The sequence below is a fragment of the Leifsonia poae genome (assembly GCF_020009625.1).
Taxonomy (GTDB): domain Bacteria; phylum Actinomycetota; class Actinomycetes; order Actinomycetales; family Microbacteriaceae; genus Leifsonia; species Leifsonia poae_A.
The window spans coordinates 2741163-2753426 of sequence record NZ_JAIHLP010000002.1; the positions used below are offsets into that span (position 1 = coordinate 2741163).

The 12264-nt window shown below is 69.2% G+C and carries 10 protein-coding genes; 4 read left to right on the top strand and 6 right to left on the bottom strand.

The genetic code is table 11. The features are described 5' to 3' along the window. Position 1: 1 nt before the first annotated feature. Both K5L49_RS13860 and K5L49_RS13865 read right to left on the bottom strand, forming a co-directional pair. Positions 2 to 1510: a carboxylesterase/lipase family protein gene (locus K5L49_RS13860; protein WP_223693616.1), complete on the bottom strand. Its 1509-nt coding sequence runs from the start codon at positions 1508 to 1510 to the stop codon at positions 2 to 4. Then, the gene (locus K5L49_RS13865; RefSeq protein ID WP_223693618.1) at positions 1507 to 2109 is read right to left on the bottom strand and encodes a TetR/AcrR family transcriptional regulator; all 603 of its coding nucleotides are present in this window, start codon (positions 2107 to 2109) and stop codon (positions 1507 to 1509) included. Before K5L49_RS13865 ends, K5L49_RS13860 begins: the two co-directional genes overlap by 4 nt. Before the next feature lie 103 nt (positions 2110 to 2212). On the opposite strand from K5L49_RS13865, the gene K5L49_RS13870 reads away from it, so the two are divergent. The 3 genes from K5L49_RS13870 to K5L49_RS13880 are packed head-to-tail and all read left to right on the top strand — an operon-like array spanning position 2213 to position 6594. Beyond that, the gene (locus K5L49_RS13870; protein ID WP_223693619.1) at positions 2213 to 3505 is read left to right on the top strand and encodes an MFS transporter; all 1293 of its coding nucleotides are present in this window, start codon (positions 2213 to 2215) and stop codon (positions 3503 to 3505) included. Next, positions 3505 to 4272: a phosphatase PAP2 family protein gene (locus K5L49_RS13875; protein ID WP_223693621.1), complete on the top strand. Its 768-nt coding sequence runs from the start codon at positions 3505 to 3507 to the stop codon at positions 4270 to 4272. Before K5L49_RS13870 ends, K5L49_RS13875 begins: the two co-directional genes overlap by 1 nt. A gap of 48 nt (positions 4273 to 4320) precedes the next feature. Next, entirely contained in the window at positions 4321 to 6594 is a 2274-nt protein-coding gene (locus K5L49_RS13880; protein WP_223693622.1) for a glycoside hydrolase family 3 C-terminal domain-containing protein, read from the top strand. Between the two features lie 32 nt (positions 6595 to 6626). Here the strand turns inward: K5L49_RS13880 and K5L49_RS13885 are convergent, their stop codons facing one another. The 3 genes from K5L49_RS13885 to K5L49_RS13895 all read right to left on the bottom strand — a co-directional run bounded on the left by K5L49_RS13885 (position 6627) and on the right by K5L49_RS13895 (position 9991). Continuing rightward, positions 6627 to 7619, bottom strand: a complete 993-nt coding sequence (locus K5L49_RS13885) for a LysR family transcriptional regulator (RefSeq protein ID WP_223693624.1) — start codon at positions 7617 to 7619, stop codon at positions 6627 to 6629. A gap of 62 nt (positions 7620 to 7681) precedes the next feature. Continuing rightward, the gene (locus K5L49_RS13890) at positions 7682 to 8644 is read right to left on the bottom strand and encodes an alpha/beta hydrolase (protein WP_223693625.1); all 963 of its coding nucleotides are present in this window, start codon (positions 8642 to 8644) and stop codon (positions 7682 to 7684) included. A gap of 351 nt (positions 8645 to 8995) precedes the next feature. Further along, positions 8996 to 9991: an NAD(P)-dependent alcohol dehydrogenase gene (locus tag K5L49_RS13895; protein ID WP_223693627.1), complete on the bottom strand. Its 996-nt coding sequence runs from the start codon at positions 9989 to 9991 to the stop codon at positions 8996 to 8998. 221 nt (positions 9992 to 10212) lie between these two features. On the opposite strand from K5L49_RS13895, the gene K5L49_RS20515 reads away from it, so the two are divergent. Continuing rightward, entirely contained in the window at positions 10213 to 11124 is a 912-nt protein-coding gene (locus tag K5L49_RS20515; protein WP_223693628.1) for a helix-turn-helix domain-containing protein, read from the top strand. On the opposite strand, the gene K5L49_RS13905 is transcribed toward K5L49_RS20515, so the two are convergent. Then, positions 11117 to 12169 carry a LacI family DNA-binding transcriptional regulator gene (locus tag K5L49_RS13905; RefSeq protein WP_223693630.1) on the bottom strand — a complete coding sequence of 351 codons (1053 nt, stop codon included), beginning with the start codon at positions 12167 to 12169 and terminating at the stop codon, positions 11117 to 11119. The genes K5L49_RS20515 and K5L49_RS13905 overlap by 8 nt on opposite strands. Positions 12170 to 12264 lie beyond the last annotated feature (95 nt).

The window sequence follows — 12264 nt, forward strand, 5'->3', positions numbered from 1 at the left end:
CTCAGACCAGGGCGCGCACCTCCGCGAGGCCGTCGGGCAGGACCTCCGGTGCGGAGCCTCCGCCACCGAAGACCCGGGTCGCACCCGGCGCATCCGACCAGGCGCGCCAGCCCGGCGTGCCTTCGACCACGAGCGAGACCGCTGCACCGTGAAGTTCGGTGGCCAGCGACTGCGGCGGGTTGTCGCCGGCGATGAGGTCGACCTTCTCCGAGTCGAGGCAGTCGAACCAGAACGGCACGTCGAGGCAGTGCACCGCCCAGCCGAACTTCGGCGATGCCCAGGAGAAGCGGTACACCCAGGTCGGGTGGGATCCGCGCGCCTCGGCGACGCGCACCAGCGGCGCGCGGAACATGCTGTCCGTCATGAACCGGCCGAGAACGGCGGCGGTGCCTTTGCGGTGCTGCGCCTTGTTGGCGGCGAGGTAGGCCTTGCGGCGGCCCTTATCGGTGAGCAGCTTGCCGAGCGCGAGGGAGGCCGGCACGAAGCGCAGCTTGTTCTTCGCGGCGTCGGTCGCCATCGTGAACTCGTCGTCGGTGGCGCCGAGGACGAGCGGCTTGTCGCCGCCGACACCGCTGCGCAGCGAGTCGAAAGTCGGCTGCGTGAGCAGCTCGCCGTCGATCATCGGGCCCCAGGGGAGGCCGTTCTCGAGCATGGCGGCGACCCCGGCCATGGGGTCGAGGTTGTCGGGGTTGGAGGCCGCATCCTGCAGCTCGAGGATGCGCGTCTCGGGCAGCGAGGCGAATCCGTCGCGCGTGGCCCCGACGCCGGCGAGGCGCGCGAGAGTCTCGGCGAAGGTCTTCGCGCGCGCCTCTGTCACGTCGCCGACGGCGCCCGAGAGGCTCCACGCCGAGTGGAAGAGGTGCTGGGCTGCGGGCATCCCGAGCAGAGTCAGCACGGCACCGCCGCCGGCGGATTGTCCCGCGATCGTGACCCGCGCGGGGTCGCCGCCGAAGGCCGCGATGTTGCGCTGCACCCAGTCGAGGGCGAGCAGCCAGTCGCGCACGCCGCGGTTGCTCGGGGCGCCGTCGATGTAGCCGAAACCGTCGAAGCCGAGCCGGTAGGAGAGAGAGACCGTCACCACACCGTCGCGGTTGAAGGAGCGTCCGTCATACCAGGGGCTCGCGGGGGAGCCGGCCGTGTAGCCGCCTCCATGGATGTAGACCAGCACGGGCAGGGCCGTTTCGGGCTTGCCCGGCGCGGGGGTGTACACATTGACGTTCAGGGTCGAGTCTCCCGGGATGGACGGCTCAGGGATCAGCGTGATCTCGGCGAGCTGCTTGCGCTGTGGGGTCGGGCCGAGCTTCGTCGCATCCCGCACGCCGTCCCAGGCGGCGATCGGCACGGGTGCTTCGAAACGCAGTGGGCCGACCGGCGGTTCGGCGAAGGGGATGCCGAGGAACGCGGCGGATGCGTCGCGCCACACGCCGCGGACGCGACCGGCGTCGATCGTGACGGTCGGGCCGTCCTGGGTCGGGTCGGCGGATTCGACGTCGGGTGCGGGAATGCTCATGCGGTGATGCTCCGTTCGGGTGTGAGAACTCCGAGGGCGACGAGCAGTCGCTCGATCTCGGAAGCCATGTCGATGGTGGGATCTTGCAGCCACATCGTCTGCAGTCCGTCGGCGACGGCGTTGACCACCGTGCCGAAGGAGGCTGTGTCGAGGTCTTTCGGGTAGCGCCCCGCGGCTTTGCCCTCGTCGACCATGTCATCGAAGAGGGTGTGCATGGCCGCACGGCGTTCGATGAAGAACTTGTGGGCGGGATGCGCGTGGTCGCTGGCTTCCGCCGCAAGTCGTGTGTACAGCTCGACCAGCCCGGGCACCTCGGCGTTGTGGCGCATCACCCGGAGGAACACCCGGATGGGATCGGTGTCGGGTAGGGCCCGGTAGGTCTCGAGGTCGAGGTCGTCGCGTTTGCGCAGGATCTCTGTGAACAGCTCGTCTTTGCTGTCGAAGTAGTGCAGCAGGCCGGCCTGGCTCAGGCCGACGGCGTCGGCGAGTTCTTTCACGGAGGCACCGCGATAGCCCTCACGGGCGATCACGTCGAGTGCCGTCGTGAGGATTTCTTCGCGTTTGGCGATGCCTTTCGCATATGAACCTCGTTGTGCCATGTGTCGACCATAAACCGAATAGCACTTGCTTTTCAATACCGAGTGCCATACAGTTTCCGCATCGCTCAGTGATGAGCTCCCTACCCGACCCGAAGGACCCCCAATGACAACGCCGTCAGAACCCCTAGCGCCCGCCGACGTCGCCTTCGTCGAAGAAGCCGCCGGAAACGAAGACCCGCCCACACCCATCAAAGGCGTACGTCGACTGCTGGGCTGGATCATCCCCGCCAACCTCGGCGTCTTCCTGATCTGGGGCGCCGTGCCCGGCATCCTGCTACCCCACCAGGTCACACTGATCGACCCCGACCCGGTGCGCAAGGTGGCCAACCTGGCCATCGTCATGACGATCAGCGCCTTCGCCGCGATGCTCGCGCAGCCGATCGCAGGCCAGCTCTCCGATCGCACCCGGTCGCGTTTCGGCCGCCGCGCGCCGTGGATCTTCCTGGGTGCGCTCGCCGGCGGGCTCTCCCTCGTGGGCCTCGCCTTCGCCAACAGCATCGTTGGCATCGCGATCGCGTGGGTGCTCGTGCAGGTCTGCTACAACTTCGCGCAGGGCCCGCTGAGCGCGGTCATGCCCGACCGGGTTCCGCTCTCCCGCCGTGGCACGTTCGCCGCGCTCTCCGGGATCGGCCTGATGGTCGGCGCCCTCGGCGGTCAGATCATCGGCTCGCTGTTCTTCAACAGCCTCGCGGTGGGGTACCTGTTCTTCGCCGCCTTCTCGATCGTCGCACTGACCCTGTTCATCGTCTTCAACCCGGACTACTCCAGCAAAGAACTGCCGGTCGAACCGTTCAAGCTCGGCGACTTCCTGCGGACGTTCTGGGTGAGCCCGCGCCGTCACCCGGACTTCTTCTGGGCGTTCACGGGTCGGCTTTTGCTCTACACGGGGTACTTCGCGGTGACCGGGTACCAGCTGTTCATCCTCACCGACTACCTCGGCATCAAGCAGCCGGAAGACGTCATCCCGCTGCTCGGTGTGCTGAGCCTCGCCGGCATCCTGATCTCGACCGTCATCGCGGGGCCCCTCTCCGACAAGCTCGGGCGACGCAAGATCTTCGTCTTCATCTCCTCGGTCGTGACCGGCCTCGCGCTCGTCTTCCCGTGGGTGTCGCCGACGTTCCCGGCCTGGATGATCATGACGTTCGTCTCCGGCCTCGGCTTCGGGATGTTCCAGGCCGTCGACACCGCGCTGATGAGCCAGGTGCTCCCCTCCGCGAAATCGTTCGCCAAAGACCTCGGCGTCGTCAACATCGCGGCGACCCTTCCGCAGACGCTCGCCCCGGCCGCGGCCGGAGCGATCGTGCTCACGCTCGGCTACGCGGGGCTCTTCCCGGTGGGCATCGTCCTGAGCATCCTCGGCGCCTTCGCCGTCTGGCCGATCAAAGCCGTTCGCTGATGACAGCCGGAACCGACCAGCGCCAGAAGGTGCAGAGCGCAGCGTTCCGGGTTCCGCGGCCCCGGAAGATGCTGTGGTGGTCGCTCGGGCTGCTCGCCGCATTCGTCGTCATGGGAGTGTTCGTGATGATCGGCCGTGGGGTGCCGTTCACCCAGCCGCTCGACGATTGGTGGCGCACGATCGTCGGCGCCTCACCAGACAGCGCGCTGTACCGCACCGCGGTGCCGATGTTCTTCCAGAACCTCGGTGAGGGCCCAGGAACGCTGGTCTCGGTCGTCGTCATCCCCGCCGTGCTGGTCATCGTGGGGCGGTGGCGTTCCGCGCTCTTCTTCCTGAGCATCACGCTGGTCGGGCCGGGGCTGTTCTCCCAGGTGATGAAGAACCTGGTCAACCGCCCCCGCCCCGCCGCCGACCCGGAACACGGACTGTTCGGCCCGCTGTTCCTGGTCGACCACGGCTCGTTCCCGTCCGGGCACTCGGTGTCGGCGGGCGCGCTCGTCTTCGGTATCGCTGCCCTCATCCCCGCCTCCCGCCGGCTCCTGCGCACAGCGTGGTGGGTGATCGCGGCGGTGCTGATGGTCGGCATGGTCTGGCAGCGCACGCTCGTCAATGCGCACTGGCTCTCCGACACGGTCTTCGGCCTCGCCGCGGGCGTGGCCGCCGCCCTGCTGATGTGGTGGGTGTTCTGGCCGCTCCTGCGGCAGGACTACGGCCGCCCCGTCTGGTTCCTCCACCTCGGGCACCGCGCCCGACTCACCGCCGTCTGATCGACTCCGACAAGAAAATCGACTCCGCTAAGAAAGATGCTGAACACCATGACCGACACCGCTACCCCGGATGCCACCGCATCCGTCGCCGACCTGACGCTCGAAGAGAAGGCTTCGCTGACCAGCGGCGCCAGCTTCTGGTGGACCAAGGGGGTCGAACGCGCCGGAATCCCCACGGTGATGCTCACCGACGGTCCGCACGGTCTGCGCAAGCAGCGCGGCAGCGCCGACCACCTCGGCATCGGCGACAGCGTGCCGGCGACCTGCTTCCCGCCTGCCGTCGGGCTCGGCTCGTCGTGGGATGAAGAGCTGGCGCACCGCGTCGGTGAGGCGCTCGGCGTGGAGTCGTCCATCGAGGATGTCGCCGTCATCCTGGGCCCGGGCGTCAACATCAAGCGCTCGCCCCTGTGCGGCCGGAACTTCGAGTACTTCTCGGAGGATCCGATCGTCTCCGGCGTGATGGGCGCGGCCGTCGTGCAGGGCACGCAGTCGACCGGTGTCGGCACGTCGCTGAAACACTTCGCGGCCAACAATCAGGAGAGCGACCGGATGCGGTCCTCCAGCGACATCGACCCGCGTCCGCTGCGCGAGATCTACCTCCGGAGTTTCCAGCGCGTCGTTCAGGACGCCCAGCCGTTCACCGTCATGTGCTCCTACAACCGGGTCAACGGCGTGTTCGCTTCGGAGAACCCGTTCCTCCTCTCGCACGTCTTGCGTGATGAGTGGGGCTTCGAGGGTCTCGTCGTCTCCGATTGGGGTGCGGTCAACGACCGGGTCGCCGCCCTGGCCGCGGGCATGGACCTCGAGATGCCGTCCAGCGGCGGGCGCACAGACGCGCAGATCGTCGCGGCCGTCCGTGACGGCTCGCTCGATGAGGCCCTGCTGGATGCTTCGGCCGGCCGCATCGCCGCCCTCGCGACGCGCTGGCAGAGCACGCCGCGGGTCTCCGGCCCGCTCGATGTCGATGCGCACCACGCGCTTGCTCGCGAAGCGGCGGGGCGCTCGATCGTCCTGCTCAAGAACGAGGGCGGATTGCTCCCGCTCCAGGGCCAGAAGTCGGTGGCGCTGATCGGTGCCTTCGTCGACCAGCCCCGCTACCAGGGTGCGGGATCCTCGATGATCAACCCCACCCGTGTCGACGTGGTCGCGCACGAGATCGTTGCGAAGGCCGGCGAGGACTTCGTGTTCCAGGCGCCGGGCTTCACCCTCAACGGCAGCGGCGACGCTGCGGCGCTGCGGGCCGACGCCGTCGCCCTGGCAGCGAAGAACGATGTCGCGGTCGTGTTCCTCGGTCTGCCGGCCGCGGCCGAGTCCGAAGGCTACGACCGCGAGCACATCGACCTGCCGGCCGTGCAGCTCGACCTGCTGGACGCCGTGCTCGAGGTCAACCCGAACACCGTGGTCGTGCTCTCCAACGGCGGCGTCGTCGCCCTCCCGTTCGCCGACCGGGTGCCGGCGATCCTCGAAGGCTGGCTGCTCGGCCAGGCCGCCGGCGGCGCGATCGCCGATGTGCTGTACGGCGACATCAACCCGTCCGGCAAGCTCACCGAGACCATCCCGGTGCGCTTGGAGGACACCCCGGCGTACCTCAACTTCCCCGGCGAAGACGGTCACGTACGCTACGCCGAGGGGCTGTTCGTCGGCTACCGCTGGTACGACGCCCGCAAGATCGACGTGACCTTCCCGTTCGGGCACGGACTCTCGTACACGACCTTCGGGTACGGGGATGCGGCGGCCTCCGTGAACGCCGACGGTGATGTCGAGGTGCGCGTGACGGTGACCAACACGGGCGACAGCGCCGGTCGCGAGGTCGTCCAGGCGTACACCGGTCTGGTCTCCGAGGCCGTGCTTCGCCCCGAGCGCGAGCTCAAGGCCTTCGCGCTGGTGGCGCTCGAGGCCGGCGAGAGCCGGGAGGTGCTTCTCACCGTTCGCCGCGCCGATCTCGCGTACTGGAACGCCCGCGCCGACCGCTGGGTCGTCGAAGGCGGGGCGTACACCGTGGATGTCGCCGCCTCCAGCCGCGACATCCGCTCCTCCACGACCGTCGAGGTCGCCGGGGACACGGTCGTCGTGGCGCTGACCCGCGAGTCCTCGCTTGCCGAAGTGTTCGCGCATCCTGTCGCCGGGCCGATCGTGCAGCAGGCCATGGCGCAGATGGCTTCGGCCATGGAGGGCGCGTCGTCGATCATGCCGGAGGGTGTGGACATGGCGAAGATGATGGGCTCGTTCCCGATCGGCCGGATCGGCATGATCGCCGGGGACGACTTCGGCCCCGAGCAGGTCGACCAGATCCTCGCCCTGGCGAACGCCTCCGCCTCGTAACCCCTCGGTGCTCTTTCCGCACCCCGGCCGGGTCAGCTGAAGTGGGCTCGGCCCGCGGTGAGGAGGGTACGGGCGAGCGTGTACCGTGTGCGCCCGGCGGGGGTGCGCGGGTCGTACCCCAGTCGGGCGCTCAACGACGCCACTTTCGTCTGCAGGGTCGAATGGTGCACGCCGAGTCTCAGGGCGGCGCTGCGCACGCTCCCCGTCTCGGCGAGGGCGTCAAGGGCGTCGAGAGCACCCGGGCGGTCGGCGAGCGATTCGAGTGCTGCGACGTCGGGGTGCGGCTCGGGAAGCGCATCCGCGGCCTCGACGAGCAGCATCGACGCCCCCAGGGCACCGGCGTCGACGGGGTCGGCTCCGGCTAGACGCAGCGCGAGGATGGCAGACCGCCATGAGGTCGGCAGCCGGATGGCTTCGACGGCGAGGCCGATGCCTGCGCGGCCGGTGACCGCGGCGGCGGCATCCACGACCACGATCGCGCGCACCAGACCCCAGGGTGTCGCGACGACGGCCGAAGGGCCGAACCTCGGGTCGGCGGCCGAAGCGGGAAGCGCGACGATCCGCACGGTCTGCTGCGCATCCACGTGGAGTCGGGCGAGCGCCTTGGCTCGTTCATCGCGGTCGATGTCGTGGTCGATGGCGGTCTCGGTCGCGCCGTGATCGAGACCGCCATCCCGCGAGACGGTGATGCCCACCGCCATCGCGAGTCTTTCGAGCACCATCTGGTCGTTGGCGTGGGCCGCCGCGACCCGCTCGATCCAGACCGTGCCGCCGCCCGTCTCGCGGGCCGGCCAGGTTGCCTCGGCGCCCTCGTTCGCCGCCACGCGCCGGCCGGCCGGATCGACCCGAACGGTGCGGGAGCCGGCCGCGAACCCCGCGGGGACGCCGGCCAGAACGGCGGCACCGCGCACGAGCGCCTCGATTCCGACACCGCCGGCCAGCAGCGTGTCGAAATAGGTGATGACCTTGAGCGTCTCGGTGGCCTCCGGGTCGAGGGCCGAGAGGCGGCCGACCAGTTCTTGCATCGCGGCTCCGTTACCTCGTTGCGCCCACCCTAGTCCGCACGGGCGGTCGGCGGATGCGGTGCTCAGTCGCCGAGCAGGCGTGCGACCCAGGCGCCGCGGGCTTCGACCATCGAGCGGGCGAGCGCGGTGTGCGGCGCCATCATGTCGAATCCGTGGAAACCGCCGGGCCAGACGTGCAGTTCGGCCTGCACACCCGAGGCCCAGAGCGCCGAGGCGTATGCGACGTCCTCGTCGCGGAACACTTCCGCCGAGCCGCAGTCGATGAACGCGGGCGGAAGCCCGGAGAGGTCGGTCGCCCGGGCCGGTGCGGCGTAGATCGACACATCGTCGGTGCCGCGGCGCTCGCCCAGCAGGGCCGACCATCCTGTGACGTTGCTGGTGCGGTCCCACACGCCCACTCCGTCGATCTGCCTGGTCGACACGGTGGCGTCGCGGTCGTCGAGCATCGGGTAGATGAGCAGCTGACCGCAGAGCGCCGGACCACTGCGGTCCCGGGCCAGCAGTGCGGTGCCGGCCGCGAGCCCGCCGCCCGCGCTACCCCCGGCGATGAGGATGCGGCCGGGGTCGATGCCGAGCGCCGTCGCGTTCTCGGTCATCCAGACGAGACCCGCGTAGCAGTCTTCGACCGGGTACGGGTCGGGGAACTCGGGGGCCAGCCGGTATTCGACTGTGACGCAGACCGCGTCGTGCTGTTCGACCCAGTCGAGCATCGGCGCGATCCCGACGAATCGGTCGCCGATGATCATTCCGCCGCCGTGGGTGTGGAAGATCCCGGGGCCGGTACCGGTGTGTCCCTTCTTCGTGTAGACGCTGACGACGATGTCGTCGCCGCGGTAACCGGGGATGGTGAGGTCGCTCCGCTCGATTCCGCGCTCGCCGAGGTCGTCGCTCGTCTCGATGATCGCGGACTGCCGCATGAGCGGGATCATCTCCGGGGTGATCGACGGTGGCATCGATTCGGCGAGCACCGCGAGCACGGCCTCCAGCTCGGGGTCGAACGGCGGGCGCGCGATTGTCTGGGTCATGGTGAACTCCTTCGTTCCGGACCACAACGATGTGTCCTCACCCCATCGTCGGTGAGAGTGGGGCTTCGCGCCCACCGCCGACCCGGCGCAAGTCGACGCGGGATGACCGCCACCCGGCGGTGGGCCGCTGCGGAGCTGCCGGCTGGGCATCCGTTGCGGTCGCGCGACGCCGGCCTCTTCTCAGGAGGCGACGCCGGGCCTCTTCTCAGGAGAAGACGGCGACGGATGGCCGCAGAGTCCTGACAACAGGACTCCGCGGCGCTCCGGACGCGTCGGCTCCTGAAAAGAGGAGCACCTTTCGGATGCGGTGACCCGGCTCGGTACGCCACGTCGTCACGGCGACGGCGTGGCTCAGACCTGCGGCAGGATGAGTGTCTTGCTGACACCTTCGCGCCCGGCCGTGTCGATGGCGAACCCGGCCTCGGCGAGAGGGTATCGACCGGTGATGAGTTCGGCGACGCGGATGCGTCCGGCCGCCAGCAGCTCGATCGCGGCCGGAAAGCAGTCGGCGTAGCGGAAGACGCCCGTGATGACGAGTTCCCTCTCCTGGATCCAGGACACAGGAACATCGAGGCCGCCGTCGGCGCCCATCCCCACCAGGATGGCGGTGCCGCCTCGGCTCAGGCGCCCGATGCCGCCACGGGTGGCGCCGCCGTTGCCGGAGCACTCGATGTGCACATCGAACTCCGCCGCCGACGACTCCAGCTGACGGGCGTCGATCGTGGCGTCGGCGCCCAAGGCGAGTGCCAGATCCCGTTTGACCGGGTCGATGTCGGTGACGGTGACCGTGGTGGCGCCGAAGGCGCGAGCGGTCTGCGCGGCCAGGAGTCCGACGGGTCCGGCGCCGGTAACCAGCACGCGCGAGCCGGGGGAGACCCGTGCCTTGCGGCAGGCCCAGACCGCCACCGCGAGCGGTTCGACGAGGGCGCCGTGCTCGGTGGGGACGGTGCTCGGCAGGGTGAACGCGAAATCCGCGCGCACCGCGATGTACTCCTGCAAGGTGCCGTCGAACGGCGGTGTGGCGTGGAACTCCACATCCGGGCACAGGTTGTACCGTCCACTGCGGCAGAGCTCGCACCGGCCGCAGGGAACGCCTGGTTCGATCGCGACCCGATCGCCGACCGCGTGCGAACCCGTCGCGACACCGACCGCGACGACAGTGCCCGCCGTTTCATGGCCGAGGATGATCGGGCCGGTGACGACGTGGCTGCCGATGCGTCCGTGGCGCAGATAGTGCGCATCCGACCCGCACACGCCGACCGCGTCGACGCGCACGAGGAGCTGGTCGCTGCCGAACGCGGGGACGGGTCGCTGGTCGAGTCTGACCTCGCCCGCGGCGGTCAGCACGGCAGCGCGGTTGCGCGGGGGAGGGCGGGTGTCATGGCGTTCATCCTTTGGATCGGGAGGGGCCTCGACAGCACAGCCTAGGAAGGCCGTGAATCGCGAACTAGATCGATCGGCGGCGAATAGTGATACTTTGTTGCACCGATCGACTCGCGCGTGACGGCAGAATGCGCGCCGAGCATCAGTGGTCGACGGTGGCGAGGGAGAGCGAAGGGCGGCGCGCGGTGACGGCAGAGCACCACATCGGCCGGACGGCCGTGCGCGAGGTCATCCCGAGGGATCCCGAGTCGTCGTTTCGTTGGCGCACGCACGGGTTTCCGGATCCGCTGGCGCGGTGGAATCATCACCCGGAGATCGAGCTGCACCTCCTCCGCCGGGGTTCCGGTCGTTACGTCATCGGCGACGCCGTCGGTTCGTTCTCGACGGGGGCGTTCTTCCTCGTCGGGTCGAATGCGCCGCACGACTGGGTCAGCGACCTGACTCCCGGCGAGAGTTTCGACGACCGGGACGTCGTCCTGCAGTTCCACCCGGCGTGGCTGGAAGGGCTGCGGGCTGTCGCTCCCGAGTTGCACGAGCTGGATGCACTGCTGGAACGGTCGGCTCGCGCGGTGGAGTTCCTCGGCGAGACCGCGTTCCGTGCTGCTGAGATGCTGCTCGACATCGGCGGTCGCACGGGGACGGACCGTGTGGTCGGGCTGCTCGATCTGCTCGGGGTTCTCGCCCGGGCTCCGGGTGGCGACTGGCGTTCGCTGAGCTCGCACGCGGTTGCGGCGGGATCGGAGTCGGAGCGGTCGGATATCGTCGCGTCGGCCGTCGACTACATCTTCGAGCACCTTCATGACGGGCCCCGGCTGGCGGTGGCGGCGCGGATGGCCGGCATGTCGGAGTCGTCGTTCTCGCGTCGTTTCGCCGCGGCGACCGGCCAGACGTTCAGCGACCTGGTGCGTCGGCTTCGGCTGACGCACGCCTGTCGTCTCCTCGAAGAGGAGGGCCGCTCGATCTCGTCGATCGCATACGAGGCGGGGTATGCCAACCTGTCGAACTTCAACCGGCGATTCCGGGATGAGTACTCGATGACGCCGAGAGAATTTCGGCGCATCCTGCTGCGCTCTCGCGCCGGTCGTGAGGTCAGCTGAGCGACGCGGCGCGAGGAGGCGCGGTCGACTCCCGGATCACGAGGATCGGCGGCGGGTCGACGATCAGCGCATTGGCCGGCGTCGGCTCGCCCGCGAGCGTTCCCAGAAGCAGGTCAGCGGCCATCGCGCCGAGTTCGAAGAGGGGCAACCGCACGGTGGTCAGCGACACCGCGAGGTGGTTCGCGAACCATGCATCGTGGATGCCCACGACCGAGACCTCGTTCGGAACGCTGATGCCGGCCTGGCGAAGCGCGGTGAGCACGCCGGCCGCCGTCACAGCGTTGGCGACGACGATGGCCGTCGGCAGTCGGGGTCTGCTCAGGATGCGGCGCGCGGCCTCTGCACCCATCTCATCCGTCCACCCCGCGCTGACGACATCGATGCGCGCGGCTGGGTGCGCCTCGCGCAGAACCTCTTCGTAGCCGCGCTGGCGGCCGAGGGAAGTGATGGCCTCTTTCGGTCCGCCGACGAAGCAGATGTCCGAGTGTCCCAGGCCGATGAGGTGTTCCGTTGCGGTGCGTCCGGCGGCGACATCGTCGAGCCGGGCGGTGGGGACGGAGCCTGAGCCGTCCGAGTTCACGAGCACGGCCGGAACGTGTCGGGACACGTCGGCGATGAGCTGTTCGTGGTAGCCGTGTCCGACGTGGAGGATGACGCCGTCGAGGCGCCCGCGTGAGAGGAACGACCGAAGGTGGCTGCTGTCGGCGGCGAGTTGTTCCGAGTCGGCGAGGAGGGTGACGTAGCCGGCGCTGGCGCAGCGGCCGCGCACGCCTTCCAGCACCGTCGTGTTCATGGGGCTGGTGAGGTTGTGCATGACCAGCCCGATCGCATCCGAGCGGGATCGGCGCAACGAGCGGGCGACACCGTTGGGCATGTACCCGAGCGTCGCGGCGACCTCGAGGATGCGCGCGCGCGTGTCGTCGCGCACGCGCACATCGGGGTCGTCGTTGAGTACGCGCGACGCGATGGGCGTCGACACCCCGGCCTGCTTCGCGACATCGCGAAGGGTCGGTACGACCTCGCGAGCACCCGTTTGATCCGACATCGTTCCTCAGTCTAGCGGCCGGATTGACCTCGGCTTCGGAGTTCGCTACTCTCTGAGAAATCGATTGTTCACCGGTGTGCGACTGACGCGCTCGC

Excerpts from the sequence above, each read along its gene's own strand:
- K5L49_RS13860 (WP_223693616.1), bottom strand. The coding sequence starts at position 1,510 with ATGAGCATTCCCGCACCCGACGTCGAATCCGCCGACCCGACCCAGGAC.
- K5L49_RS13865 (WP_223693618.1), bottom strand. The coding sequence starts at position 2,109 with ATGGCACAACGAGGTTCATATGCGAAAGGCATCGCCAAACGCGAAGAA.
- K5L49_RS13870 (WP_223693619.1), top strand. The coding sequence starts at position 2,213 with ATGACAACGCCGTCAGAACCCCTAGCGCCCGCCGACGTCGCCTTCGTC.
- K5L49_RS13875 (WP_223693621.1), top strand. The coding sequence starts at position 3,505 with ATGACAGCCGGAACCGACCAGCGCCAGAAGGTGCAGAGCGCAGCGTTC.
- K5L49_RS13880 (WP_223693622.1), top strand. The coding sequence starts at position 4,321 with ATGACCGACACCGCTACCCCGGATGCCACCGCATCCGTCGCCGACCTG.
- K5L49_RS13885 (WP_223693624.1), bottom strand. The coding sequence starts at position 7,619 with ATGCAAGAACTGGTCGGCCGCCTCTCGGCCCTCGACCCGGAGGCCACC.
- K5L49_RS13890 (WP_223693625.1), bottom strand. The coding sequence starts at position 8,644 with ATGACCCAGACAATCGCGCGCCCGCCGTTCGACCCCGAGCTGGAGGCC.
- K5L49_RS13905 (WP_223693630.1), bottom strand. The coding sequence starts at position 12,169 with ATGTCGGATCAAACGGGTGCTCGCGAGGTCGTACCGACCCTTCGCGAT.